Raw genomic sequence first — 25,959 nt, forward strand, 5'->3', positions numbered from 1 at the left:
ATTGCGGACGCGGCAGAGGTCCACGCCTCTTTCCGGACACAAAGCCCCCCGCAAGAGGCGCCGAATACAAACAAAGAATTAAACTGCCCCGCCAGGCGGATGGCTCAGCAGCCGGGACCAGGCCTGGGCGGCGAAATCCTCTGTGCCCGGCTCCAGCAGGCGGCGCCGCAGAAACCAGTGAAGATACTGAGCATAGGGGAAGCTGCGGAAATCCCCGGCAGCGCCGGCCAGGGCCTTGTGCAAGCCCTCCGCACTGCGGTAGACGGCGGTGGCGTGGTGGTAGTCGCTGCGGCCGCAGGTGATCCGGCTTCTTCTGCATCAGGGCCTCAAACCCTACGGCCGAGTTTTGCGATATCACGGTGTCCGATGCTGCGATCAGGTCGTGCACGCTTGCAGCGCTCAGCTGGGCATTGGCCAGACTGGCGCAATGCGCCTCAACCTTCTGCCGCGCGGCAGAATCCTGCAGCGGGTGCAGTTTTACATAGACCCGGCCCGGCGCCGCGTCGCAGGCGGCAGTGATCATCTCCTCGGTCGTCAGGTAGTGCACAGGCGGCTTATAGCCTTCGATGTTCTGCACAAAGATGGCTGCGGCGGCCGGGGGCAGGGGCTCATCGCTGCGCGGGTTTTGCGCCCGTTTCGACGTGTTGCGGCCGATGTATCTGTTGCGAAGGCTTTCAAGGAACCTCTCGGCAGCAGCCGCATCCGCCGGATCCGGGCGGAAGGCCTCTCCCGCCAGGCTGGAGTTCCAATAATACCCTTTGCGATCCAAGTACCAGAAACCCCGCAGGTAGCCAGGCTGGGCGTGGAAGATGCGGGACCCTTGCGGCCGCTTGGGGCCGATGACAATCTGCAGATGGTCCGAGGCCATAAGCCCATAGGACAGGATATCCTCAGCATGCAGCAGCAGAGGTTTGAAGCCGTGGCTGCTGGCGGCCGCGCCGATCTTTTCGAAGAACAGATTGGCGCCTTCCAGAATGTGGTGAAACCAGGCTTCCTCCGCGTGGACGATCAGCGGCTGCTTACGGCTGTCCAGCTGGCGCAGGTGATTGAGTTTCCGGAAGCTTCCCCGCTTGGGCCTGTCCATTGAAATCCCTGGCTGCTCTGATTGCGGTATTATCCCTCAGGGTTATTGTCTGGGCAGGGAAGCGCCCAAGGTCAAGCCGTGCGGGCCGCCTGGGACGGGAAAACTGTCCGGAGAAGGTTTGCGGCGGCCGGTTCACCGGGGGCGGCTCCCCGCCTTGCAAGGGCGGCCGGCTGGCGGCTTTTTCCTCCTTGCTGAATGGGGCGCTTGCCCATGCTTGGCCGGAGGCAGAAATGCGAGCAGGGAGAATGTGTCACTGACAGCCAGGGATACGCTGCGCAGATTGATAAACCGGGCCAGGCTCCGTGCAGCCTTGCCAAAAATGCCGCACTTCCTTGTCATCAGATCCGGCCGCGTTTTTGCAGGGCTTCGTACCACGGGGCGCCGGTGTTGACGAAAACCCTGTCTGACGGCGGGTTTTCTGCCAGCAGCGGGGCAGGGCGCACGGGCCGTCGCAGCAGTTCTCCGCCGCAGTTCGGGCACAGGCAGTCAAAGAAGGTTTCACTGCACTGAGCACAGAACGTGCATTCGAATGAACAGATGCGGGCATCGGTGTTATCGGGCGGCAAATCTTTCCCGCAGCATTCGCAATTCGGTTTGAGAAGAAGCATTTCATGTCTCCAGCAGTTGAGTTGCGCTCTAGACTACTGCAAACAATGCTGGCAGAAATGACGGTATGCCCTCGAAAAAAGACAAGCAGCCGAAAACCATCCTCTTCGTTGTGTTCCCCGGAGTCATGCTCCTGGATATTGCGGGTGCCTTGCAGGTCTTCACCGAAGCCAATGATGCGGCGGAAGGCAGCTATGAGCTGATTGTGGCTGCGCCGGGCGGAGGGCTCATCAGCTCTGATACGGTTTTGCCGGTGCTCGCGCGTCCGCTGGAAGACTGCGCGGGGCGCTGCATCGATACGCTTATCGTTGCGGGCGGCGAAGGGGCTATTCCGGCGTCGAAGGATCCGGATTTCACCAGCGCAATCCGGCATTTGTCCGGCCTTAGCAGGCGTACCGGTTCTGTTTGCACCGGGGCATTCATTCTGGCGGCGGCCGGGCTTGCCGACGGACACAGGATGGTGACGCACTGGAAAGACTGCGCGGCGCTGCAGGAGCAATATCCACAGGTTTCCGTGGAGCAGGACCCGGTCTTTATCGCCAGCGGGCCGGTCTGGTCGTCTGCGGGGGTCACGGCGGGTATCGACATGGCGCTTGCAATGGTGAGCGAGGACTGCGGCCGTCAGGTCTCTCTGGCGGTTGCCCGCACCTTGGTGGCCTATATGGTGCGCCCCGGCGGGCAATCCCAATTCAGCGCGGTTTTGAAAACCCAGACAAACGGTGCATCCGGCAAGTTCGACCAGCTTCACAATTGGATATCGGACAATTTGGCCGCTGAGATCCGGGTGGAAACACTTGCCTCTTTCATGAACATGAGCCCCCGGAATTTCGCCCGGGTCTATACAAGGGAAATTGGCCAATCCCCGGCAAAAACCGTTGAGGTGATGCGGGTTGATGCAGTTTGCAGGATGCTGGAAGAAACCAGCCTGCCGGTGAAGTCGGTTGCTGTTCAAACCGGGTTTGGCGATGAGGAGCGGATGCGGCGGGCGCTGCACCGTCATCGCCATGTGTCTCCCAGCGAATACCGGCAGCGGTTCAGGACAACCGGCTAGACGGCTACCTCGAAACAGGAACGCCCGGAGAAAACCCCGGGCGTTAGTTGTTTGTCTGGCTAGATGGGATCAGCCGATGATTGCGTTCAGCGCTGCAGAGGGGCGCATCACCTTGGCCTTCAGCTCGACGCTGGGACGGTAGTAGCCGCCGATCTCGGCTGCCGGGCCTTGCGCCGCGGCCAGTTCACCCAGGATCTGCTCTTCTTTGGCGCCCAGCTCTTCGGCAATGGGGGCAAAGAAGGCCGCGATTTCTGCGTCGTCACCCTGTGCCGCCAGCGCTTCGGCCCAGTAGCGGGCAAACCAGTAGTGGCTGTCGCGGTTGTCCGGCTGGCCAACCTTGCGCGAGGGCGAGCGGTTGTGGTCGAGGATGCCTTGCGTTGCATCCTCGGCTGCCGCGCCCAGCACGCCCGCCTTGGCGTTGCCTTTGCTGTCGGCCAGGAAGTTCAGGCTTTCCCCCAGTGCGCAGAACTCACCCATGGAGTCCCAGCGCAGGTGGTTTTCTTCAACCAGCTGCTGCACGTGTTTGGGAGCCGAGCCGCCAGCGCCGGTTTCAAACAGGCCGCCGCCGTTCATCAGCTTCACGATGGACAGCATCTTGGCCGAGGTGCCCAGCTCCAGGATCGGGAACAGGTCGGTCAGGTAGTCGCGCAGCACGTTGCCGGTGATGGCGATGCTGTCATTGCCTGCGGTGATGGTCTTCAGCGACTGCGCGGTGGCTTCGCGCGGGGCGAGGGTCACGAATTTGTCCGCCACACCGGCGGCTTCCAGCGCGGGCTGCACGTATTTGATAAGCTCTGCGTCATGGGCGCGGTTTGCGTCCAGCCAGAAGATCGCTTCCGAGCCGGTCAGGCGCTGACGGTCCATGGCCAGCTGAATCCAGTTCTCGATCGGGGCTTTTTTCACGGTGCAGGAACGCCAGATGTCGCCTGCTTCCACGTCGTGGGAGTGCAGGGTCTCGCCGTTTGCCAGAACCACACGGATGGTGCCGTCTGCCGGCGCCTCGAAGGTGGTCGGGTGGGAGCCGTATTCCTCAGCCTTCTGGGCCATCAGGCCAACGTTGGCCACCGCACCGGCGGTGGTCACGTCCAGCGCGCCATTGGCTTTGAAGAAATTGATGGTCTCGTCATAGACCGAGGCATAGCAGCGATCGGGGATCACGCAGTTGGTGTCGCCCTTCTGGCCTGCCGCATCCCAGCCCTTGCCGCCGGCGCGGATCACCGCAGGCATCGAGGCGTCGATGATCACGTCAGACGGGACATGCAGGTTGGTGATGCCCTTGTCGCTGTCGACCATGTACATGGCAGGGCGTTCGGCAGTCACAGCCTCAATCGCGGCCATGATTTCGGCGTTGCCTGCAACGCGGTCCAGCAGGTCGCCCATGCCGGAGTTCGGGTTCACGCCAGCTGCATCCAGCTCGGCGCCGAATTTGTCGAACACCGGTGCCAGCCAGGCCTTCACTGCGTGGCCAAAGATGATCGGGTCGGAGACCTTCATCATGGTGGCCTTCATGTGCAGCGAGAACATGGTGCCGTCGGCCTTGGTGTCTTCGATGGCACCGGCCAGGAAGGACGCGAGCGCCTTGGCGGACATGAAGGTGGCATCCGCAACGGTGCCTTCTTCCAGCGGCCAGGCGTCTTTCAGAACGGTAACCGAGCCGTCCTTGGCAACGAATTCGATCTTCGCGTCACCGGCCTGGGCGGCGCTGATGGTCGCGGATTTTTCGTTGGCATAGAAGTCGTTGCCCGGCATCGACGAGACTTTGGTCTTGCTGTCGGATGCCCAAGCGCCCATCGAATGCGGGTTGGCTTTGGCGTAGTTTTTCACGGCCTTGGCGGCGCGGCGATCGGAGTTGCCTTCGCGCAGAACCGGGTTCACCGCCGAGCCTTTGATGGCGTCGTAGCGGGCGCGGACGGCCTTTTCGGCGTCATTGGCAGGCTCTTCCGGGTAGTTCGGAATGTCGTAGCCCTGGCCCTGCAGTTCGGTGATGGCAGCCACCAGCTGCGGCACCGAGGCGGAGATGTTGGGCAGCTTGATGACGTTTGCGTCGGGGGTCTTCACCAGCTGGCCCAGCTCGGCCAGGTCGTCGTTCTGGCGCTGATTCTCAGACAGATTCTCCGGGAAGGCGGCGATGATGCGGCCAGCCAGCGAAATATCCTTGGTGCCGACCGAAACACCGGCGGCGGACGCGAACTTGCGGATGATCGGCAGGAAGGATGCCGATGCCAGTTCGGGCGCTTCGTCTACAATGGTATACAATATATCCGGGTTTTTGTTTTCTGCCATGTTCCACAACCTTTCAGCGATCTCGGAGGCGTTTATGACGTCAGCGCAGGACAGGCCCGCGCCGGAGGGTTATTCCATTGATGTCCCGGCGCAGCCAAACGGGGCCCGGACAGGCTTGGGAAGCCATTGGTATCGCCCCCATGTAGAACAGGATTGCTGCAGGTGCAATGGTGCGGTGCATTTGGCTGCCCGCGCGGATTGCCGCGGGCGGCACGGGAGGGGCGCTGCCCCTCTTGGCCTTTGGCCAGTTCACCCCGGAGTATTTCCGGCAAGATGAAAGCGCTGGCGGTTATTCGCGCAGCTCGTCCGGGGCGACGCCCCAGAGCTTTTTCTTCGGCGCCCAGCCGCTGTAGCCGCCGGCCGAGATTTCGCACCACTCGCTGCCGCATTCCCCAAGGCGGGCCACCACGCCGAGCTCAAAGGCTGCGCTGACCGGGGAACGGGCATCGGGGCGGGCGTGCACGGTCAGCATGTCTTCTTCAATCAGCACCGTGCGCACGCCGGACAGAAGCGCGTAGTGCACCCAGCCGCCAGCGCCGTCGCGGTCCTGCACCCGGCGCCAGTGGCCGTATTCAGCTGTGATCTCCAGCGGCATGCCGCGGCGCTTGAACACCCAGTCGATCTTGTGGGTCAGTGACGGGCCGCGGCGCACGTTGCCTTTTGCGGCTTTCATCGAGACATAACGGGGCAAGGGCAGGTTGGTGACAGGGCCGCGGGATTCGGCGGCACAGACTGCTCCCGCCAGCGCCAGGGATACCGCTGCCGCTGCCAGATGGCGCATTGCCATTGCCGCTTTTCTCACTGCCTGCTCGCCTCTTCGTTGCCCAGCCGGGTTGTGCCCAGCCTCTTTTCCGGTCTTGCGCCCGTGTTTTGCCCCCTGGTGCTCCGGCAAATTTCCGGTTGCGGCCAAGGGAATGCGCGCGGGTTCTTGTGCCTGCCCGCGTCCTGCGCCACGATGCCATGGAGACGCGGCATTTGAAAAGCCCGAGGGAGAGCGCAAATGGCAAGAGACAGGCTGAGTGTTGTCGTTACGCGACGGTTGCCGGAACCGGTGGAGACGCGGCTGAGCGAGCTGTTCGACGTGCGGCTGCGCGAGGATGATACGCCGATGACCAAGGCGGAGCTGGTCGAGGCGGTGAAAGAGGCGGATGTGCTGGTGCCCACCGTCACCGACAGCATCGATGCGGGCCTTCTGGGCCAGGCGGGAGAGCAGCTGCGGCTGATTGCCAATTACGGGGCCGGGGTGGATCACATCGACGTGGCCACAGCGCGGCAGCGGGGCATCCTGGTCTCCAACACGCCGGGGGTTCTAACCGATGACACCGCCGATATGGCGATGGCGCTGATCATGGCGGTTGTTCGGCGGATGCCCGAAGGCCTGGCCGTGATGCAGAAGGGCGATTGGCAGGGCTGGGCGCCGACCGCATTGCTGGGCGGGCGGATCGCCGGGCGGCGTCTTGGCATCCTTGGCATGGGCCGCATCGGCCAGGCAGTGGCCAAACGTGCCGCGGCCTTTGGCATGCAGGTGCATTACCACAACCGCCGCCGGTTGCGCGCCGAGACCGAAGCTGCGCTGGAGGCGACCTATTGGGAGAGCCTCGACCAGATGGTGGCGCGGATGGATGTGATCTCGGTGAACTGCCCGTCGACACCCTCGACCTTCCACCTGCTGAACGCGCGGCGGCTGAAGCTGATGAAACCCTCAGCGGTGGTGGTGAACACCTCGCGCGGCGAGGTGATCGATGAACACGCGCTGACCCGGATGCTGCGCGCGGGCGAGATCGCCGGGGCGGGCCTCGACGTCTATGAGCACGGCACCGACATCAACCCGCGCCTGCGCGAGCTGCCCAATGTGGTGCTGCTGCCGCATATGGGGTCGGCAACGCTGGAAGGGCGGATTGAGATGGGCGAGAAAGTGCTCCTCAATATCAAGACTTTCGAAGACGGCCACCGGCCGCCGGATCAGGTTGTGCCATCGATGCTGTAAGCGTCCGCGGGCCGGGCCGGAATTTGAGAAAGGGAATTTCCATGAGACATCTGATTCTGGCCTGCCTCGCTTTTGCAGGCGCGGCCAATGCACAGGAAGCCGCGGATTCCGTGGCACCCGAGGCGGCAACCGCCGGCAGCTTTGAAGCGATCTCAGAGCAGGTGGCCGCCGCGCTAGAGGCCAGGAACGCTGGCCAGCCGGTCGAGGCGGAAAACTGGATGGTGGCGGCGGCCAACCCGCATGCGGTGGAGGCCGGAGCGGCGGTGCTGCGCGCGGGCGGCACGGCTGCGGATGCGATGGTGGCGGTGCAGACCGTGCTGGGGCTGGTGGAGCCGCAATCCTCGGGCCTGGGCGGCGGCGCTTTCCTGGTCTGGTATGACGGTGCCACTGGCGAGCTGACCACGCTGGACGGGCGCGAGACCGCGCCGCTGGCCGCCACGCCGACGCTGTTCCAGGATGAAAACGGCGAGCCCTTGCAGTTCTTTGATGCGGTGGTCGGCGGTCGTTCGGTGGGGACGCCGGGCACGCCTGCGCTGCTGGAGGCCGCGCACCGGCGCTGGGGCCGCGCCAATTGGCCGTCGCTGTTTGAACCGGCGATCGCCCTGGCCGAGGGCGGTTTTGCGGTTTCCCCGCGCCTCGCCGGGCTGGTGGAGCGTGACGCCGAACGGCTGGCGCGCTTCCCGTCCACCGCCGCGTATTTTCTTCCTGGCGGCGATCCCATCCAAGCCGGCACCGTTCTGCTGAACCCGGATTATGCGGCCACCTTGCGGGCCTTGGCCGAGGGTGGGGCAGGGGCGTTTTACTCCGGTCCCGTCGCGGCAGAGATCATCCGCACTGTGACCACCGCTGAAGGCAACCCAGGCGTGCTGTCGGCCACCGACCTGGCGCTCTATCAGGTCAAGGAACGCCCGGCTGTCTGTGCTGCTTACCGCGATTTCGAGGCTTGCGGCATGGGTCCGCCGTCCTCCGGAGCGCTGACGGTGGGGCAAATCCTGGGGATGCTTGGGAACTATGATCTCGCTGAAATGGGCGCCGGAAGCGCTGAAGCCTGGCGGCTGATCGGCGATGCTTCGCGCCTCGCCTTTGCCGACCGCGGGCGCTACATGGCCGACAGTGATTTTGTTCCGGTGCCCACGCATGGGCTGGTGGCGGCGGATTACCTGGCCAGCCGGGCCGAACTGCTGCAAGGCGATGATGCGCTGCCCGAGGTGGCACCGGGATCGCCCGAGTTCGACCATGCGCTGCTGGCGGATGATGAGTCGATTGAACTGCCCTCGACCTCCCACATCTCGATCGTGGACCAGTACGGCAACGTCCTGTCGATGACCACAACCATCGAGAACGCCTTTGGCTCCCGTCTGATGGCTGGCGGCTTCCTGCTGAACAACGAACTCACTGACTTTTCCTTCCGTACTCATGTGAACGGCGTGCCGATTGCCAACCGTCTGGAGCCGGGCAAGCGGCCGCGGTCTTCGATGGCACCGGCAATCGTGCTGAAGGACGGCAAGCCGGTGCTGGCCATCGGCTCCCCCGGCGGCAGCCGGATCATTGGCTATGTGGCAAAGTCGATTGTTGCTTGGGCTGATTGGGGGCTGAATATCCAGGAAGCGCTGGCGCTGCCGCATCTCGTCAACCGCTTCGGCACCTATGACTTGGAAGCCGGCACCAGTGCGGAAGGCTTTGAAGAGGCGCTCTCCGGCATGGGGTTCGAGGTGAATATCCGCGATCTCAACTCCGGTCTGCACGCGATTGAGATTGGCGATGTGCTGAAAGGCGCTGCCGATCCGCGCCGCGAAGGGATTGCCCTGGGGGGGTAAAAGCCGCGCCTTTCCTTTGCATTCCGCTTTGGCCTACCGGCTTGTGGGTATTGCGGCACAACCTTTGCGGGGCGTAGGTTAACACGTAAACTTCCTGAACGGATGCCCGACGCCCAAGGAGACCCGCCATGGTGCAAGCCACCTCACTGCCGCGCAACGAAGCCGGAATCGAGGCTGCCATCGAGACGCTGAAACAGCGTTTCGGCGACCAGTTGCAGACGGGCCAGGCGGTCTGCGAGCAGCACGGCCACACAACCACCTGGATTGTCAATCAGGCGCCTGATGCGGTGATCTTCCCAACCTCTACTGAGGAAGTTTCGGAGGTTATCAAAGTCTGCGCCGAGTTCGGCGTGCCGGTCATTCCCTTCGGCACCGGCACCTCGCTGGAGGGCCATGTGAACGCGCCCGCTGGCGGCATCTGCGTCGACATGATGCGGATGGACAAGATCCTGGCGGTCCATGCCGAGGACCTCGACGTGGTGGTGCAGCCCGGCGTCACCCGTGAACAGCTCAACACCTACCTGCGCGACCAGGGCCTGTTTTTTCCGATCGACCCCGGCGCCAATGCCTCGCTTGGCGGCATGGCGGCGACACGCGCTTCCGGCACCAACGCAGTGCGCTACGGCACCATGAAGGACAACGTGCTAAGCTTAGAGGCGGTGATGGCCGATGGCGGCGTGATCCGCACCGCGCAGCGGGCTAAGAAATCCTCGGCCGGCTATGACATGACCCGGCTGCTGGTCGGCAGCGAAGGCACGCTTGGCCTGATCACCGAGCTGACCCTGAAACTGCAGGGTATCCCCGAGGCAGTCCGCTCTGCCCGCTGCTCCTTCGGCTCAGTGGACGACGCTTGCCGCGCGGTGATGATGACCATTCAATACGGCATCCCCGTTGCCCGCATCGAACTGCTGGATGCGCTCAGCGTGCGCGCTGCCAATGCCTATTCCGGCCTCGACCTGCCGGAGAACCCGCTCCTCTTGCTGGAGTTCCACGGCTCGGACGCAGGTGTGGTCGAGCAGGCAGACATGTTTGCCTCCATCGCGGAAGAGTTCGGGGGTTTTGATATTGAGGCGACCTCGACAGCAGAAGAGCGCAACAAGCTCTGGCAGGCGCGCCACGACATGTACTGGGCCAGCCTGCAGCTGCGCCCCGGCGCCAAGGGGATCTCCACCGACGTCTGCGTGCCGATCTCGCGGCTGGCGGAATGCGTCGGTGCCGCCCGCGAGAAGGCCGAGAGCATGGGGCTGATGGCTCCGATGGTGGGCCACGTGGGCGACGGCAATTTCCACGCTTTGCTTCTCATTGACATGGACAGCGAAATCGAGCGGCAGAAGGCGGATGACTTCGTGGGCTGGCTGAATGAACTGGCGATTTCGATGGACGGCACCTGTACCGGCGAGCACGGCATCGGCCAGGGCAAGCGTCCCTATCTGCAACAGGAGCTGGGCGAAGCCACCCGCTACATGGCGGCCATCAAGGCGGCGCTGGACCCGGAGAACATCATGAATCCGGGGAAAATCCTGGAGATGTGAGCTGCAGGCGGCCGCGAGAGTCGAAAGGAAATTCTCCCGCCCGTCGCAAGGCGCATCATAGATGCGCCCGCTTCCGTTGGGCCGGGCGCCGCGCTGGCGCGCGGCGCGGCGCCCCTGACAGCCGTCGGATCAAGGGCCGCACAGCGGCGCTGCGCGAGCACCGCTCCCCCTTGCGCTGCGCAAGCAGCGCCCGGCCCAAGGCTGTAATATGATCCCGCAGGGATCATCTTCAGGCGCGGGAGCGCGCCGTTCGCCTGAAGGCGCGCCGTTGCAGAACCGGCGCACGCCCCGCTCACGCCAGGTTAAGCCGAATTTGCGATGATACCTCCCGGTCGCGATCATCAGCCGGGCCTGACATCCCCGGCTCCCAGGAACAGGGCCCTCAGGACGAGGGCACGCAGAGACAACGTTCAGCGTGCGGGAGGACCCTTCCGTCCCGCCTCCGCCCCTTGGCGGCGCCGCCATTCCTTTCGCTATGGACAGCACACAAGGATCAGCAGTTCAGAAACCGCAGCAACCGGCAGGGCAGGGCCCGGGCCGGATAGAGCGCATTGCTCCGAACCTCCCTCGAAATGCCGGAAATCCGCCGCAATTGCGCGCCAGGATTTAAGCTGAGGTAAAGACCGGTCAATTCGCAGATCTGGAGAGCGGCCATGGGATTGAAAAAGGCAGTGGGCATTGTGGTGTTCTGCACCCAGGGTGTGGTTGGCGCGGATTACTATTTCCAGACGCGTGATGCGGGTCTGGGCTGGGGCCAGCTGAGCGGTGCGCAATACGCCGAAATCGTGCGCGAGCGCATCAGCCGGGTGCGCGCCGAGCGGGCCGGATTGCACGCCGGGCAGGTGCCTAAGAGTGCCGCGGGCGGCAGCACCGTATGGGGCGAAATGGCCAGCTACGGCAAGAGCCTGCTTTCAGGCGGCGAGCAAGTTGCAGAAGCGCCGCAGCCCGAGGCGCCGCAACCCATTTGCATCCGCCGCGGCAACGTCGCCGACTGCTGACACAGCCGCCGGCAGACAGGAAAACCAGCAGGGGGCAGCGGCCCCCTTTTTGCTGCCGGAAAATGCGATTTCCGGCAAAACCGGCGTGAATTCCCTCCATCGGCGACGCAGCAGGTCGGTTTTTGCGGTTTTTGCGTCGGATGGATTTTGCGCGCTTCTTTCCGCTCCGGCATAAACCAAAGCCAAGAATCTCATTAAGCTGGAGAGCCGGAGAATGAAAACCCAAGTCAAAGCACTTGTTGTTGGCGGCGGCGCCGTCGGCACCTCGATTGCCTATCACCTGGCCAAGGCCGGCTGGGACGACGTCATGCTGATCGAGCGTGACGAGCTGACCTCCGGCTCGACCTGGCACGCAGCCGGCCTGCTGCCGCTGTTCAACATGTCCTACGCGACAACCCACATCCACAAGTACTCGGTCGACTTCTACAAGACCCTGGAAGAGGAAACCGGCCTGAACGCAGGTTTCGCCGTGGTGGGCAACCTGCGCATGGCGCAGACCCAGGAGCGCATGGACGAGTACATGCTGTACGCCTCCACCGCCGAGACCTGCGACGTGGACTATGAGTGGCTGACCCCGGACCAGATCAAAGAGCGCTGGCCGCTGATCGAGACCGGCGATCTGAAAGGTGCGATCTACCACACCGAAGACGGCTACATTAACCCGGCCGACGTGACCCAGGCGATGGCCAAGGGCGCCCGTCAGCGCGGTGTTGAAATCGTCCGCAAGATGCAGGCCGATGCCTTCCATTGGACCGGCACCCACTGGGAAGTCACCTGCACCAAGATGGTCGAAAAAGGCGGCAACCTGGTTCCTTCCGACGAGCAGGTGGTGATCACCGCCGAGCACGTCGTGACCGCATCGGGCAACCACGCGCAGCGCACCGCGAAAATGCTGGGCATCAAAATGCCTGCAATCCCGGTCGAGCACACCTTCATCGTCATGGACAAAGATCCCGAGCTGGTCAAATGGCGTGAAGCCGGCAACCCCGAGCACCCCGTTGTGCGCGACGCCGACAATGAATCCTATGCCCGCGAAGAGCGCGGCGGCTGGATCCTCGGCATCTACGAGCGCGGCGCACCGGCGCAGTTCGAGCACGGCGTGCCGGACAGCTTCCGCGCCGACCTGTTCCCGCTGGATCTGGACCGGATCGCCGAGCAGTACATGGCAATGGCAGAGCGCGTTCCCTCCTGTGCCGAATCCGGCCTGAAGGACGACTTCAACGGCCCGATCTGCTACACCCCCGACGGCAACCCGCTGGTCGGCCCGGCGCCGGGCCTGCGCAACATGTGGCTGGCGGAAGGCTTCTCCTTCGGCATCACCGCTGCTGGCGGCACCGGCTACTACCTGGCGCAGATGATGGTCGACGGCGAAGCCGAGATCGACATGGCGTCGCTGGACCCGAAACGCTACTCCTCCAACTGGATGACCACCGAGTTCGCGGCCCGCAAGAACGAAGAGTGCTATGAGCACGTCTACATCCTGCACCACCCGGACGAAGAGCGCGAAGCCTGCCGTCCGCTGCGCACCGCGCCTGCTTACGACCGCCAGAAGGCCCGCGGCGCACAGTTCGGCTGGGTCAACGGCTGGGAACGCCCGAACTACTTCGGCCCCGTCGATGCGCCTGACAACTATGACCACGACGCCCGCTCCTTCCGCCGCGGCGGCTGGTGGCAGCACGCCGTGGAAGAGGCGAAAGCCGTGCGTGAAGGCGTTGGCCTGATCGACGCAACCGCCTTCACCAAACATGTCGTCAAAGGCCCCGGTGCCACCCAGTTCCTGGACTGGTTCACCTGCAACAAACTGCCGAAGGTCGGCCGCATCAACCTGACCTACGCGCTGACTGTTTTCGGCACCACCCGCACCGAGTACACCATCGTCCGCAACGGCGAGAACAACTACTATCTGGTCTCCGCCGGCGCCTGGTCCGAGTATGACGCCGACTTCCTGCGCAAGGCGGCCGAAGACAAGATGGAAGAGTTCGGCTACATCGAGATCCAGGACGTGACCAGCCAGTGGGGCGTCTTCGCCATCGCAGGCCCCAAGTCCCGCGATGTGCTGAAAGAGGTGATCGTCGACGCTGATCCGGAAACCGCTCTGTCCAACAAGCGCTTCCCCTGGCTGTCGGCCAAGCAGATCGAACTGGGCATGTGCCCGGTCAACGCGATCCGCGTGGCCTACACCGGTGAACTGGGCTGGGAACTGCATCACCCGATCGAGATGCAGAACTACCTGTTCGACCTGCTGGAGAAAGCCGGCGGGAAGCACGGCATGAAGCTGGTCGGCGCCCGCGCCCAGAACTGGCTGCGCCAGGAGAAATCCTACCGTGCCTTCGGCAACGAACTGGGCCGCGACGCGACCCCGCTGGAAGCCGACCTGCCGCGTTTCATCGACATGTCCAAGGACTTCCACGGCAAGGACAAGCTGGAAGAGACCGGCGTCCGCGTGAAGTGCTGCACTTTGCTGATCGACGGTCCGTCCGACGCCGATCCCTGGGGCCGCGAGGCGCTCTATGCCGCAGACGGCACCCGTGTGGGCCGCCTGACCTCCGGCGGCTACTCGGTGGCCTTCGAGAAGTCGATCGGCATGGGCTACGTGAAGCCTGAGTACGCGGTGGAAGGCACCAAGCTGCAGGTCAAGATCCAGGACAAGCTGTGGGATGCAGTCGTCACCTGCGACAGCCCCTACGATCCGAAGAACGAGACCATCCGCCAGAACGGCTAAACCCTGACGGAAGAGATGAAGAAGCCCCGGTCAATGTGCCGGGGCTTTTTCGTGGGAACTGCAAAAAGGGTTCAATAGTACAAGTTGCGTAGCTGTTTCAACGATGCTGCGGGGAATCCACAGCGACTCGTGATCTTGCTCTGGAAGCGTTTCCGGTGACTTGGGGGAAGCAGACCCTTATTCGATAAGCTCGAGCTGTGTTTGAGACAGGTGCAATCCAAGCAAATTCTTGTCTTGGTCATACAGATTGTAGTTGGCGTAGATTTGGAACTTGATTCCACCCTTAACCCATACATCCAGGCTCTTTTTCCTGCCTAGGCGCACTTTGCCTGGACGGAAACCGGCTTTTCGAAGAGCACCAGTAACAAGCTCGTAAGCTTTAGCCGCGCTGATACCTTCGGCCAGCCTGCTCATTTTGCAATCCAAACGCTGGTTGGGCGGTTTGTCGAATTCCATGAGCATCGAGCCTCTGTTGGGCCGCCCAGGGTAATTGTGCCGCTCGTATTTAACGATTCTTCTCGTTTCCCGTTTGAGGGTGTAGCCCCTGTTTTGCATGCGAGCAGTATCCAAGCTGCCCTCTGCTGCAGATGCGCAAACTCTAGTAAATTCAATGATATCAGAATTTGACGGCAGAAATGGTGCGGTTTCCGCTGATGCCAATCCCGCCCAGGATACAAGCGCCGATAGCGCAAGAGTTCGACGAAGCCGAAGAGAGATAAAAAATTTCATTTTTGTCACTGAACAAGTTTCGGGTAGGCTAGGCTTATTCGACAGCCTGTTAATAGATCAACCGGATTTACTGGATCTGGAGAGGGTTTTGTGCGTTGCCTTTTGAACATGCAGCCTGGCTGCAGAAACCGCTGAGAAGTCACTTACACGGTGGCTGCGGCTTGATGCCGGGTGGCGGGCTGTAAGGGTTCGCTTAGGGCAGACGGCTGGGGCGATCCAAATCAAAACCCTCCCGCCCGTCACCGTTCGGATGTGAAATCCGAAGGTTCCCGTTGGGCCAGGCAGGCCGCGCCGGAGGCGCGGCCTGCCTGGCCCCCGTGGCGGCGCACAGCGTGCGGCGCAAGGCTTCCTTTGAACCTTGCCGCGGGGCACCGCTCGGCAGCGGAGGTCAGCCGCTGTTCTTACTGCGCAGCGAGCGGAAGTCGCTGCGGGTCAGCTCGCCGTTGCCGTCGGCGTCGACGCGGGTGAAAAACTGCTGGGCGATCAAACGGAATTCCTCCTTGGAGATGCTGCCGCTGCCGTCCGCGTCGGTGAAGGCAAAGGGATCGGCGTCGCCCGCGCGCTTGCCGCTGCCGCCGCGTTTGCGCTGGCTTTTCAGGGCCTCCAGCATCGCCGTATGCTCTGCCTTGTCCAGGCTGCCATTGCCGTCGGTGTCGGCACTGTCGAATGTGGCCACCCGGGCCTCCACCGCCTCGGAGACGGTTACCTTGCCATCGCCGTTCAGGTCCATTGCCTTGAGGCGGCCGCCGCCGGCATAGGCGGGCAGGGCAACGGCGGTGATCATGGCTGTGATGAGGATTTGCGTCTTCATGGTCAGGTCCTTTGGTCAAATCTCTGCGACGGTGTGTCCCTACTGAAACGGAGCGGATGCGGATTTCCGGCGCAAAAATCCCGGGGATCTCACGCAGGCGTCATTGGATCTCTCAAGCTGTTGATTCCGGGATCTAAAACCGGCGCACATGCCGGAAACAGGTCTTCTGTTTCCGACCCGCAGGGCGGGAATGAAGGCGAAACCCTCTGCCCAGGCGGCATCTTTTCCCTCAGCCAGGTTGCCCGGAGGAGGACAGATGGGGGAAATGAGCTTTGCCGGCGGTGTCTACACCACCCTTCCGGCCCGCAGCTACACCGATGAGGCGCTTTTTGCCGAGGAGAGGGCGAAGATCTTCCGCCGGTCCTGGCAGCTGATCGGGCATGCGAATGATATTCCGGGTGCGGGCGATTACGTGGTGGAGGATGTCTCGGGCACCTCCGTCATTGTGATGCGCGGCCAGGACGGGGAGATCCGGGCGTTTTACAATGTCTGCATCCACCGCGGCCACGAGCTTCTGGAAGGCAAGGGCTGCGCCAGGAAGATGACCTGCCCGTACCACGCCTGGACCTACGACACGACGGGCCAATTGCGCGCGGCGCCCAATGCGGCGAATTTCCCGGGCTTCGACAAGTCGCGGCACAAGCTGCGGCAGGTGCGGGTGGAGGTGTTCTTTGGCCTGGTGCTGGTCAACCTGGATGCAGAGGCGATGCCCTTTGCAGAGCTGGCAGCAGAAGCCATTCCGGAGATCCAGGACTATGCCCCCAATCTTGCCGGCTACCGCCACGCGGCGCGGACCGAACGGCTGGCCAGCGCAAACTGGAAGGTTGTCGCCGAGAATTTCAACGAATGCTACCACTGCGCGGTGGTGCACAAGACGCTGACCACGGGGGTGGTGGATCCGGACGCATACCGCACCCGCGGCTATGACTACGGCATCCGCCATGTCTCGCCCGCGCGGCCCGACGAGAAGAAAAGCTATTCCTATGTTGCGGACCCGGAGGCGAAGACCGACAGGTTCCTGACCTGGTGGTTTTTCCCGCTGGTGGCGCTGCAGGTTTATCCCGGCGGCATCGTGAATACCTACCGCTGGAAGCCAATGGGGGTGAACAGGACCAAGATCGAAGTTGACTGGTGGCTGCCGGATTCAGCTCCGAACCCGGTTGAGGAGGAAATCATCCTGCAGCACCGGACCACCACCTTTTCCGAGGACGGGCCGATCGTGGATTCGGTGCAGCGCGGGCTGGAATCCGGCGGTTTCGACACTGGGCCGCTGGTGGTGGATGCCATCTGCTCCTCTCAGTCGGAACATCCGATCATGGCGTTTCTGGAGCACTACCAGGCCGCCATGGCACGCAGCTGATGCTTTTTCCCCAGCAGCCTGCGTGAACCCTGCCGCTCCGGATGCCCGTCCGGGGCGGCTTTTCCTGCACCGGAAAGCCAGCGGCGGCGTGCCGGAAGGCTTACGCTGGGGAAGCTTGGACAAGCGGATCTCCCCTGGATTGTTTTTGGTGGTTGGTTTGGCAATCAGTGGCTGATTTTCTGGTAGCTGATTGTAGTGCAGAACTGCTACAATCCTAGGGGAATGGCCAAGATTATTTCCCGCAGAATCATGGATTTCATCCATTCCTTTTTTGGAATGCCTCTGCCTAAGCTGGTGTTATGAGAAACTCAGGTGTCAGAAGGCAGCTCCGGATCAGGGCTTTACGGGATGTGTTGCCCGGCCGGCGCTGCAGAAGTTTCGCTCCTGCAGGAGGCGGATTGCCAAAGCAGGCTGCACCAGGTTCGGGTGCGGCTTCAGTTTTGGGGTCCCGGCGGCTGATCAAAGCTGCTCAGCGCCGTTTCGATCCAGCGCATGGCAGCGGCAATCGCTGCCTCGGCGGCAGCGCGCTCTTCGCGGCAGCCGGCGGTGAAGTAATGCTCCTGCAGCCGGTGCAGGTTTTCGGAAATCTTCTTGAAATCTGCCGGTACGAACTGGCGCATGGGAAATCCATTTATCGATACGCGAGGTGCCTGATGACAGAGCGGGATTGAGCGCGGAGGCAATCTCTTCTTGTGCGGCAATACAAGGAATGAAGAAACCGCCCCCGGCCACTCTTGAAAAATGCAACCATTTACACGGGGCTGATAAGTTTGGGGACTATCAAGGACAATCTCCAAAGCCGCGAAATGCAGCTGTTTGACATGTTCGGTGAGCCGCCGCAGTTCACGTCACATGAAATGAAGCTGGTTTTGCGCAATGGGATCTTTCTGAAATACGCTGCAGCGGTGGTGTTTCTGCTGACCGCGTTTGACACGCACGGTTACCGCGAGGCGGGTATGCCATTGTTCGCGAATGTAATGCTTTGGGCGGTTTGCGTGGCGGGTTTCATTCTCGTTTATGTTGGAATGCTGCTGGCGTGGTTTGTGCTGGCACCGGGCGGGCCAGTGGTGCGGATGCTTCGGGCGGTGCCAAATGCGACGGCTATGGTGCTGGTGTCGGTTCTGGTGGTGGCTGTGGCCTCCAGCTATACCGACATGGAGTTCAACAGGCAGGCCTTGCTGCAGCATTTGCCGTATAACATCGTTCTGAGCTACGCCTTCGAAACGCTGCTGTTCGTGTTCGTTCTTCCGCATGTCGACGCGAGCCTGAAGCTCGGGTTGTACCGGCGCGGCAGCGGACGCAGCGGCTTGCCTTTGCAGGCGGAGGAAACCGCGGCGCAGATCAAACAGGCGGATAGCGGCCCTGCCGCGGATGCGGAGCCTGAAGCGCCAAGCGATGCAGCGGCCTCCCGGCCAGTGGTGCTGAGCGGCAAGACTTTTGCCCTGGAGGAACTGCGCTATGCAAAATCGGAGGAGCATTACCTGCGGATCGCGACACGTTCCGGCCAGCAGACCTTGCGCGGCCGGCTTGGGGACCTGATTGCACAGATGCCGGAAGGTGCAGGCATTCAGCCGCACCGGTCCTGGTGGGTCGCCCGCACCGCCGTGGCGGGGCTGAAACGCGGGAGCCAGGGGGATGTTCTGCTGCTTGAGGAGGGCATCCGGGTGCCAGTCGCACGGGGGCGGCGTGCGCAGGTGCGCGAGATTGCCAGGCACTGGCAGATCGAAGAGCATTAGGCAGGCGCCCAGAGGCTGATCGCCAGCAGAAACGCCCCTCCAGCGGAGAGCCGGGAGGGGCGCAGCCTGGTCCATGCCAGGCGGGGCGCGGAGAGGATGCGCCCCGGTGTCTTGGCGTCAGTCGTTGGCGGTTTCGGCCAGCTCCATATGGCCCCATCCGCGCGACAGAACCTTGCGCAGGATCGGCTCGAAGAATTCCAGAGGCTTGGTCGGGTAATCCGGGTCAAAGGCGCATTGGTCGTATTTCTCGCAGAAATACCGGCAGTCTTCCCAATAGGGGCTGTCGCGGTACTTGTCCCGCGCGTTGCGGTCGCCGCCGAAGTGGTGGTTGTAGTAGAAGCCCTGGAACACGCAGTGGTGCTTGAGGATCCAATAGGTCTTCTCGCTGACATAGGGCTTCATCATCGCCGCCGACAATTCGCCGTGGTTATAGGGGGACAGGATGTCGCCGGTGTCATGCACCAGGGCGGCCACGATGATCTCATCATCGGCGCCGTCCTCATAGGCGCGGGTCGCGGCCTGCAGGCTGTGCTGGTAACGGTTCACCGGGTAGGGGGTCCAATCCTCGTCCAGCGAGCGGATTGCGTCTAGGATACGGTCGGGCAGGGCGGCGTTATAGGCCTCCTCATAGGCTTCCACCGCGGCCCAGTCCTCGGGCGTGGCTTCTTCGAAACTGGTCCAGGTTGGCTTGTGGCTTTTGTCCAGCATGTCGCGAGTCCTTTGGTTGATCTGAGCAGGAGGGTAGCGGAAGCAGGGTGATCAGGAAAACGAATTGATTTGCTCAATCTGACCAGAAATAATGATCACATGCAGATCAACGCTTTTGAGACTTTTCTGGCGATCGAGGCCGCGGGCAGCTTTCACGGTGCAGCGCGGGCGCTGAACATTACCCAGACCGCGGTCAGTGCCCGGATCAAGGCGCTGGAAGAGGCGCTGGGCGCCAGCCTGTTCGAACGCGGCCCCGGCGGTACGCGGCTGAGTGCGGCGGGGCGGCAGTTCCTGCCTTATGCCGAGCAGATGATCCGCACCTGGGAGTTTGTTTCCGGCGATTTGCGGGCAAGCCTGGCAGGCCGCATGTCGCTGCGGCTGGGGGCGCAGCTGTCGGTCTGGGATCCGCTGCTGGTGGATGTGGCCGTCTGGCTGGAGCAGGCGCAGGGCGCGGTGCCGTTTACGCTGAACTACGACCATGGGCTCAACATGGCAGAGGCGGTGGCGCGCAGGCTGCTGGACCTGGCAATTGTGAATGAAGCGCCGGCAGGCACCAGGCTGGGGGTGGAGGAGCTGCCGCCGGAGAAGCTGGTGCTGGTCTCGGACCGGCCCGTCCGGCTGGGCCAGGATGAGCTGCCGCTGTTCATCAATCTGGAATTCGGCAACGAGTATTCCGCCCAGCTGCAGCAGGTCCTGCCGCAGCGCAGCCGTCAGCACATCGTGCTGGGCAATGCGCCGATGGGCCTGCGCTATTTGATGAAACGCGGCGGCATGGGGTATTTTCCGGCCTATATGGCGGCAGAGGCGCTGGCAGCGGGGCAGATCCACGCAGTGGAGGATGCGCCGCAGATCCAGCTCGGCTGCAAGGTTCTGTATCTGCCGGACAACCCGGCACTGGAGCAGATCCGTCAGGTGCTGCAAGGCCTCAGGGAGGTGCGCGCCGGCGTTTAGCGGCAAATCCGTGCCGGAACTCTGCAGCTTCTGGAGGAAAGGGAGGAGAGAATGACCAAGCTGAGCGGCCGCTGCCAATGCGGCGCAATTTCCTGGGAAACAGACGGGCCGGTGCTGTGGGCAGGCCATTGCCACTGCGACAGCTGCCGCCGGGCCAGTTCTGCTGCTTTCACCAGCTTTTTCGGGGTGCCGCGCGACGGTGTTGCCTGGACCGGCACGCCCGCGGTTAACCGGTCTTCCGCCGCGGTGGAGCGGGGGTTCTGCCCGTCCTGCGGAGCGCAGGTGTTCTACCGCTCCACCCGCTGGCCGGCGGAGACCCATCTTTTTGCGGCAACCTTGGATGACCTGGCACAGTTTGAACCCCAGGCTCATTTCCACTGGGCCGAACGGGTTGCCTGGACTCAGGTCTCGGACGGCTTGCCAAAATATGCCGCGTCGGCAGAGGGCGCGGAGCCGGTCGAGAATGGCGGCTGAACCCGCTCAGGCAGGTTTGCCAGTTACCAGCGCCAGGTTGTTGGCGGGCATCTCCACCGCCTGAACCAGCTCCAGACCGGCGGCCTGCAGCCAGGTGATGGTATCGAAGTCGTCCTTGTAGCCTATTGCCGGGTCATGGCCGGATAAGGCCGCGTGGAAATTGCGGTCGCCGTCGCTGGTCAGCTCGCCGCCGCGCATGAAGGGGCCATAGATCACGAACCGCCCGCCGGGGGCGAGAGCGGCGGCGGCCTCGCGGATCAGGGTTCTGGCCTCGCTTTCGCTGATCAGGTGCAGGAGGTTCACCAGCATGATCAGATCCTGGCCCGCGTGATCCGCGCTCCAGCCGGGGGCGGTAGCGTCGAGCGGCAGGGGCGGGGAAATGTTGCTGAGCCCGCTTTCTGCGGCATAGGCTTGAATGCTGGCGCGGCGGATTTCGTCCACTTCGGTCGGCTGCCAGCACAGGCCGGGCAGGCGGGCGGCATAGGCAACCGCGTGCTGGCCGGTGCCGCTGGCGAGTTCCAGCGCCTTGCCTTGCTCTGGGGCAACCTCTGCCAGCAGATCGCACAGCACCTCTGCATTGCGGGCGGCGGCCGGGGCAAAGAGCTTGCCGTCCTGGGGCGCGGCGACGGACGCTGCGCCGGGAACTGACCGCACCGGCATCAGCGCAGCCTCGCAGGCGACAAGGCAGTTACGGTGGCCGCGTCCAGCTCCGTCTGGCGGCCGGCCACCAGATCCGCAACCAGCTGCGCCGCGGCGGGAGAGGTCTGCACGCCATAGCCGCCCTGGCCGGCGCTCCAGATGAAACCGGGATGGGCCGGGTCGGGGCCCAGCAGCAGCGCCCCGTCCGGGGCAAAGCTGCGCAGGCCTGCCCAGTTGCTTTCAACGCGGGTGACCGGCTCGGTCACGTTTTCCTCATATCGGGCCAGGCCTTCGGCCAGCACCATGTCGTCGGCATAGGCATCATGCGGATCAACCGGGTCGGCTTCGGCCGGAGAGACCAGCAGCTTGCCGGCATCCGGTTTGGCGTACCAGGTCTCGCCTGCACCCATGATCATCGGCCAGGACGTGACGTCATGGCCGCCCGGGGCGGGCAGCCGTGCCATCGAGCGGCGTTTGGGCTGCAGCCCGATCGGCGCGGCGCCTGCCATCACGGCGACCCGGTCGGCCCAGGCGCCTGCGGCATTGACCAGTTGCCTGGCTTCATAGGTTTCACCGCCTGCGGTCACCTGCCAGCCGGCGGCGGTGCGGGTAATGGCGGTGACGGGCGCACGGGTCTGGACTACGGCACCATTGGCGCGTGCCGCCTTGGCAAAGCCCTGCAGCAGCAGATCGGCGTCGAGGTCCTGGGCCTCAGCATGAAAACCCGCCATGGTGACCCGTTCGGGATGCAGGATCGGCACCTTGTCGCGGGCTTCCGCGCCGGAAATGGGCTCCAGATCCAGCTCCTTCAGCCCGTGAGCAAAGACCTCGGCGTTCTGCGGCCCGCCCACCAGCATGAAGCCGCGCGGCGACAGGCAGCCCTGTGCCTGATGATGGGCAGCACTTGCGCGGGAAAGTTCCACCACCGGCGGCGGCCCGTAGGTTTCGGCAAACATCGCGGCAGAACGGCCCGAGGCGTGATAGCCAAGCGCGTCTTCCATCTCCAGCAGAGTGACGCTGCCGAGCTCTGAAAGCTTGGCTGCGGCGCCGGTGCCCGCCAGCCCGCCGCCGATGATAAGGAAGTCCTGCATGAGGTTAGCTCTCCTGTTCTTCCAGCCGGTCGGTGGCTGGGGCCGGGCGGGGGCTGAGGGCTTCGACCGCCTGGTACAGCTCCGCGTCCATGCCAAAGGCCAGTGCCGAAAGCGAGGGCTGCAGCTGTTCTGCATTGCGGGCCGAGATGATCGGCATCGGTGCGGCAGGATGGGCGGCGGCCCAGGCCACGGCAAGGGTGGCTGGATCAACCCCGCGCTGGGCGGCCAGATCTGCCAGGGCCTTGGCGGTTTCATGCATGACGGCGGGGCTGTAACGGGTGCTGTAGCCCTTGTCCTCGGTGATGCGGCCGGTGCCGCCTGCGGCGTATTTTCCGGTCAGCAATCCGCCGCCGAGGGGAGAGTACGGTGCGGCCGCGATGCCCTGATCGGCGCACATCGGCAGAATCTCGACCTCGGCCTGGCGCTTCACCAGCGAGTACATCGGCTGCAGGATGTCCACGCAGATGCCGGAGGCCAGACCGGCCATCTGCGCCTTCATCACCTGCCAGGCGGCAAAGTTCGACAGACCGGCATAGCGGATCCTGCCCTCGTCCTTGAGGGCGGCAAAACAGTCCATGGTTTCGCGCAGATCGGTGTCGGGATCGAACCTGTGCAGATAGAGCACATCCACCATGTCCAGCTGCAAACGCTGCAAGCTGGCGTCCAGCTGAGCGCGCATGTTGGCTGCACCGGCGCCGCCTTCGTAGCCTGCTTTGGTGGCGATCAGAAGCTGATCGCGCTCCGCCTTGATCAGGCTGCCCAGAATCTGTTCCGAGCGGCCCTCGGTATAGACCCAGGCGGTGTCGAAATGGGTGATGCCGGCGGCGCGGCTGGCAGCGTACATCTCTGCCGATTGGCGCTCACCGGCGCGGCCGCCGAACTGCATGCAGCCAAAGGCAAAGCGGCTGGCCGGGGTTCCGTCGGGGCTGGTCAGAATCTGGGTCATGGCGCGGAGCTTGGCATAGGGGCAGGCGGCTGGAAAGGCGGTTTTGCCGGCATGGTGTTTGTTCTGCTGGCTGCCACAATGCCGCCCGCTTTTTCTGCCAGGATGCGGCAAGCGGAATGGAGAGTGAATGTGAAACAGTTTCTGATGATCGGGGCCGCGGCGCTGCTGGCGGCCTGCTCTGCGCCGGAGCAGACGGACTATTGGTCGGCAACCCGGACCGGATACGGCACCCAGGCTGCGGTGCAGACGGCTGCGCCGGGCACGCCGGACTACCGCACGGCAGCTTTGGCGGAGGCCGGGGTTTACACCACGGCCATGCGGCCTGGTCTGCACAAGACCCGGACCGGAGCGCCCTGGCTGGTCACCCATACCGCCCGCTACCAGGCAGGCGGCGCACCTTCCGCCGGGCGTGCGGCGGCACAGACGGCGATGGGGTATATGAGCTCAAAGCGGAAGTCGCCCTATGCAGCGCAAACCCACCTGGGCAAGTCGAGAGCCAGGTTCCGGATTGTCACGGTCGACGGCAGCAGCTTTGCAGTGCTGTTCAAGATCAGCCTGCAGCTGAAGTATCTGGTGGCGTCCGACAAGGAGGCGCTGAAGCAGCTTTACACCCATGTGGCAGAGCTGTCGGGCTGCCAGGTGACTGGGCCTGCGCTGATCAAGCGGCAGGATGGTGTTGCGGTGCAGCTTGCGGCTCCGGTTGCCTGCTCCTGACCCTGTGGCGCAGAGAGGCCGCGGCTTGTGAACAGCCGCGGTGCCTCCAGAAGATTAAGGGGCTAGTCCGAGAAGCAGAGTTTGTTACGGTCCAGATCCCGGACATATGCTGAAAACCGCGGTCCGCGCCGGCCTGGAGCCCCTTCGCAGGTGCCGCCCAGGCTGAGCGCCTTTTCATAGAGGCGTGTTACCTCTTCAGCCGATCCGGTGCTGAACCCCACCATGGTTCCATTGCCATTGGCGGCCGGTTGACCATCAAAGGGCAGGGCGGTTGCAAAGGCAAAATCGTCCCGCAGCCAGTAGGTCATTCTTTCGCTGGGGCGGACGTTTGTAAATCCTTTGTCTTCAAACAGCGCGCCGTAGAACCTGACCGAGGCGTCCATGTCATTGGTTCCAACAACGAAGTAATTCATTTTCACGGGCAATCTCCAATCCGCTGGTGCAACTGCCGGCCAAAATGCAGCCGGCTGATTACAGGGCGGGTCTAACTGCAAGCAGTGACAGGGTGTGTCAGCAGTCCGCCGGGAAAATCAGTGCTTTACCCACAAAAAAAGGCCCGCCGGATGGCGGGCCTTTCAATGTTCGCGAACCGCAAAGATTACTGCGGGATGTCGCCTTCCAGGCCTTCGACATAGAAGTTCATGCCGGCCAGGGTGCCGTCATCGGCGGTTTCGCCGTCTGCCAGCCAGTCGGAGCCGTCCTGCTTTTTCAGCGGGCCGGTGAAGGCGTGGTAAGAGCCGTCTGCCAGCGAGGCCTTGATTGCCAGGGCAGCTTCCTTGACGTCAGCCGGAACCGCGTCGGAGATCTCGCCGATGCCCACCATGCCGGCGCCAATGCCGTCCCAGGTGTCTTTGCTTTCCCAGGTGCCGTCCATCACGGCCCTGGTGCGGGCGATGTAGTAGGGCGCCCAGTCATCGATGATGGAGGACACGCGCGGCTTGGGGCCATACTCGGCCATGTCGGAGGCCTGGCCGAAGGTGATCACGTTGCCGGCGGCCTGCGCAGCTGCCTGCGGCGCGGTGGAGTCGGTGTGCTGTAGGATCACGTCGGCGCCCTGTTCAATCAGAACCTTGGCGGCGTCGGCTTCCTTCGCCGGGTCGAACCAGGTGAAGGCCCAGACGATCTTGAACTGGACGTCGGGGTTCACTTTTTTGGCGTGGATATAGGCAGAGTTGATGCCGCGCACCACTTCCGGGATCGGGTAGGAGCCGATGTAGCCGACGATGTTCGACTCAGTCATGTGGCCCGCGATGGTGCCCTGCACAGCGCGGCCTTCATAGAAACGGGCGGAATAGGTCGAGACGTTGTCGGCGCGCTTGTAGCCGGTGGCGTGCTCGAATTTCACGTTGGGGAATTTCTTGGCGACGTTGATGGTCGGATCCATGTAGCCGAAGGAGGTGGTGAAGATCAGGTCCGCGCCTTCCAGCGCCATCTGGGTCATCACGCGCTCGGCGTCCGGGCCTTCAGCGACGTTTTCAACGTAAACGGTTTCGACCTTGTCGCCGAATTCGGCTTCAACCGCCTTGCGGCCCTGGTCGTGCTCATAGGTCCAGCCGCCGTCGCCGACGGGGCCGACATAAACAAAGCCCACTTTGGTGGTGTCGGCCATCGCCGCACTTGCGGCCAGGCCAAGCGCCACGGCGGCGCTGGTCAGAAGATTGGTCAGTTTCATCAGGTTCTCCCCAGTTGGATCTATTGGCCCCGGGCGGGGGGCAGTGAA

25 protein-coding genes are annotated in these 25,959 nt (G+C 63.3%); 12 read left to right on the forward strand and 13 right to left on the reverse strand.

Annotation, left to right across the window (positions count from 1 at the left end):
- Nucleotides 1-523 (reverse strand): capsular polysaccharide export protein, LipB/KpsS family (locus RA20_RS26135; protein ID WP_446720149.1); only part of this gene is annotated, 523 nt, incomplete at its 3' end.
- Between RA20_RS26135 and RA20_RS26140 the strand changes: the two genes are divergently transcribed.
- A complete protein-coding gene (locus RA20_RS26140; RefSeq protein WP_241482234.1) occupies nucleotides 428-1,087 on the forward strand; it encodes a hypothetical protein in 660 nt (219 codons plus the stop codon). The genes RA20_RS26135 and RA20_RS26140 overlap by 96 nt on opposite strands.
- Nucleotides 1,088-1,422: 335 nt before the next feature.
- Here RA20_RS26140 and RA20_RS09930 read toward each other — a convergent pair whose 3' ends face one another.
- Nucleotides 1,423-1,692 carry a DUF1272 domain-containing protein gene (locus RA20_RS09930; protein ID WP_052248922.1) on the reverse strand — a complete coding sequence of 90 codons (270 nt, stop codon included), beginning with the start codon at nucleotides 1,690-1,692 and terminating at the stop codon, nucleotides 1,423-1,425.
- Between the two features lie 65 nt (nucleotides 1,693-1,757).
- Here RA20_RS09930 and RA20_RS09935 point away from each other — a divergent pair, with 65 nt between their 5' ends.
- Nucleotides 1,758-2,741: a GlxA family transcriptional regulator gene (locus RA20_RS09935; RefSeq protein ID WP_039127630.1), complete on the forward strand. Its 984-nt coding sequence runs from the start codon at nucleotides 1,758-1,760 to the stop codon at nucleotides 2,739-2,741.
- Between the two features lie 69 nt (nucleotides 2,742-2,810).
- Here RA20_RS09935 and RA20_RS09940 read toward each other — a convergent pair whose 3' ends face one another.
- A complete protein-coding gene (locus tag RA20_RS09940; protein WP_039127633.1) occupies nucleotides 2,811-5,024 on the reverse strand; it encodes an NADP-dependent isocitrate dehydrogenase in 2,214 nt (737 codons plus the stop codon).
- A 289-nt stretch (nucleotides 5,025-5,313) separates the two neighbouring features.
- Complete coding sequence (locus RA20_RS09945) at nucleotides 5,314-5,811, reverse strand: SH3 domain-containing protein (protein WP_039127636.1); 498 nt, start codon at nucleotides 5,809-5,811, stop codon at nucleotides 5,314-5,316.
- Between the two features lie 213 nt (nucleotides 5,812-6,024).
- On the opposite strand from RA20_RS09945, the gene RA20_RS09950 reads away from it, so the two are divergent.
- The 5 genes from RA20_RS09950 to RA20_RS09970 all read left to right on the forward strand — a co-directional run bounded on the left by RA20_RS09950 (nucleotide 6,025) and on the right by RA20_RS09970 (nucleotide 14,080).
- The gene (locus RA20_RS09950; RefSeq protein ID WP_039127638.1) at nucleotides 6,025-7,011 is read left to right on the forward strand and encodes a 2-hydroxyacid dehydrogenase; all 987 of its coding nucleotides are present in this window, start codon (nucleotides 6,025-6,027) and stop codon (nucleotides 7,009-7,011) included.
- A gap of 41 nt (nucleotides 7,012-7,052) precedes the next feature.
- A complete protein-coding gene (ggt, locus tag RA20_RS09955; RefSeq protein ID WP_039127640.1) occupies nucleotides 7,053-8,828 on the forward strand; it encodes a gamma-glutamyltransferase in 1,776 nt (591 codons plus the stop codon).
- 128 nt (nucleotides 8,829-8,956) lie between these two features.
- A complete protein-coding gene (locus tag RA20_RS09960) occupies nucleotides 8,957-10,360 on the forward strand; it encodes an FAD-binding oxidoreductase (RefSeq protein WP_039127642.1) in 1,404 nt (467 codons plus the stop codon).
- 653 nt (nucleotides 10,361-11,013) lie between these two features.
- The gene (locus RA20_RS09965) at nucleotides 11,014-11,358 is read left to right on the forward strand and encodes a hypothetical protein (RefSeq protein ID WP_039127645.1); all 345 of its coding nucleotides are present in this window, start codon (nucleotides 11,014-11,016) and stop codon (nucleotides 11,356-11,358) included.
- A 214-nt stretch (nucleotides 11,359-11,572) separates the two neighbouring features.
- The gene (locus RA20_RS09970; RefSeq protein ID WP_039127648.1) at nucleotides 11,573-14,080 is read left to right on the forward strand and encodes a GcvT family protein; all 2,508 of its coding nucleotides are present in this window, start codon (nucleotides 11,573-11,575) and stop codon (nucleotides 14,078-14,080) included.
- A gap of 177 nt (nucleotides 14,081-14,257) precedes the next feature.
- Here the strand turns inward: RA20_RS09970 and RA20_RS09975 are convergent, their stop codons facing one another.
- Nucleotides 14,258-14,809 carry a hypothetical protein gene (locus RA20_RS09975; protein ID WP_152618473.1) on the reverse strand — a complete coding sequence of 184 codons (552 nt, stop codon included), beginning with the start codon at nucleotides 14,807-14,809 and terminating at the stop codon, nucleotides 14,258-14,260.
- 388 nt (nucleotides 14,810-15,197) lie between these two features.
- Nucleotides 15,198-15,620, reverse strand: coding sequence for an EF-hand domain-containing protein (locus RA20_RS09980; protein ID WP_039127652.1), 423 nt, complete (start codon nucleotides 15,618-15,620; stop codon nucleotides 15,198-15,200).
- 256 nt (nucleotides 15,621-15,876) lie between these two features.
- On the opposite strand from RA20_RS09980, the gene RA20_RS09985 reads away from it, so the two are divergent.
- On the forward strand, nucleotides 15,877-16,980 hold the full coding sequence (locus tag RA20_RS09985) for an aromatic ring-hydroxylating oxygenase subunit alpha (RefSeq protein WP_052248923.1): 1,104 nt from the start codon (nucleotides 15,877-15,879) through the stop codon (nucleotides 16,978-16,980).
- Nucleotides 16,981-17,414: 434 nt separating this feature from the next.
- On the opposite strand, the gene RA20_RS09990 is transcribed toward RA20_RS09985, so the two are convergent.
- Entirely contained in the window at nucleotides 17,415-17,600 is a 186-nt protein-coding gene (locus tag RA20_RS09990; RefSeq protein ID WP_039127655.1) for a hypothetical protein, read from the reverse strand.
- Nucleotides 17,601-17,750: 150 nt separating this feature from the next.
- On the opposite strand from RA20_RS09990, the gene RA20_RS24625 reads away from it, so the two are divergent.
- A complete protein-coding gene (locus RA20_RS24625) occupies nucleotides 17,751-18,716 on the forward strand; it encodes a LytTR family DNA-binding domain-containing protein (protein ID WP_152618474.1) in 966 nt (321 codons plus the stop codon).
- A 117-nt stretch (nucleotides 18,717-18,833) separates the two neighbouring features.
- On the opposite strand, the gene RA20_RS10000 is transcribed toward RA20_RS24625, so the two are convergent.
- The gene (locus RA20_RS10000) at nucleotides 18,834-19,424 is read right to left on the reverse strand and encodes an HD domain-containing protein (RefSeq protein WP_039127659.1); all 591 of its coding nucleotides are present in this window, start codon (nucleotides 19,422-19,424) and stop codon (nucleotides 18,834-18,836) included.
- Nucleotides 19,425-19,523: 99 nt separating this feature from the next.
- Between RA20_RS10000 and RA20_RS10005 the strand changes: the two genes are divergently transcribed.
- Nucleotides 19,524-20,375, forward strand: coding sequence for a LysR family transcriptional regulator (locus RA20_RS10005; RefSeq protein ID WP_039127743.1), 852 nt, complete (start codon nucleotides 19,524-19,526; stop codon nucleotides 20,373-20,375).
- A 51-nt stretch (nucleotides 20,376-20,426) separates the two neighbouring features.
- Nucleotides 20,427-20,849 (forward strand): GFA family protein, encoded by a 423-nt coding sequence (locus RA20_RS10010; RefSeq protein WP_052248925.1) that lies wholly within the window; start codon nucleotides 20,427-20,429, stop codon nucleotides 20,847-20,849.
- 6 nt (nucleotides 20,850-20,855) lie between these two features.
- On the opposite strand, the gene RA20_RS10015 is transcribed toward RA20_RS10010, so the two are convergent.
- From RA20_RS10015 to RA20_RS10025, 3 genes are read right to left on the reverse strand one after another with little or no spacing between them, the layout of a single operon-like run.
- On the reverse strand, nucleotides 20,856-21,509 hold the full coding sequence (locus RA20_RS10015) for a DUF938 domain-containing protein (protein ID WP_039127662.1): 654 nt from the start codon (nucleotides 21,507-21,509) through the stop codon (nucleotides 20,856-20,858).
- Nucleotides 21,509-22,579, reverse strand: a complete 1,071-nt coding sequence (locus tag RA20_RS10020; RefSeq protein WP_039127665.1) for an NAD(P)/FAD-dependent oxidoreductase — start codon at nucleotides 22,577-22,579, stop codon at nucleotides 21,509-21,511. The genes RA20_RS10015 and RA20_RS10020 overlap by 1 nt, the downstream gene beginning before the upstream one ends.
- Before the next feature lie 4 nt (nucleotides 22,580-22,583).
- The gene (locus tag RA20_RS10025) at nucleotides 22,584-23,525 is read right to left on the reverse strand and encodes an aldo/keto reductase (protein ID WP_039127667.1); all 942 of its coding nucleotides are present in this window, start codon (nucleotides 23,523-23,525) and stop codon (nucleotides 22,584-22,586) included.
- A gap of 129 nt (nucleotides 23,526-23,654) precedes the next feature.
- Between RA20_RS10025 and RA20_RS10030 the strand changes: the two genes are divergently transcribed.
- Complete coding sequence (locus tag RA20_RS10030; RefSeq protein WP_152618475.1) at nucleotides 23,655-24,239, forward strand: hypothetical protein; 585 nt, start codon at nucleotides 23,655-23,657, stop codon at nucleotides 24,237-24,239.
- 62 nt (nucleotides 24,240-24,301) lie between these two features.
- Here RA20_RS10030 and RA20_RS10035 read toward each other — a convergent pair whose 3' ends face one another.
- Both RA20_RS10035 and RA20_RS10040 read right to left on the reverse strand, forming a co-directional pair.
- A complete protein-coding gene (locus tag RA20_RS10035; protein ID WP_241482233.1) occupies nucleotides 24,302-24,652 on the reverse strand; it encodes a VOC family protein in 351 nt (116 codons plus the stop codon).
- 185 nt (nucleotides 24,653-24,837) lie between these two features.
- Nucleotides 24,838-25,911 (reverse strand): BMP family ABC transporter substrate-binding protein, encoded by a 1,074-nt coding sequence (locus RA20_RS10040; RefSeq protein WP_039127676.1) that lies wholly within the window; start codon nucleotides 25,909-25,911, stop codon nucleotides 24,838-24,840.
- Nucleotides 25,912-25,959 lie beyond the last annotated feature (48 nt).

Origin of the sequence: Leisingera sp. ANG-Vp (assembly GCF_000813725.1) — a bacterium.
In the GTDB taxonomy this organism is placed as follows: domain Bacteria; phylum Pseudomonadota; class Alphaproteobacteria; order Rhodobacterales; family Rhodobacteraceae; genus Leisingera.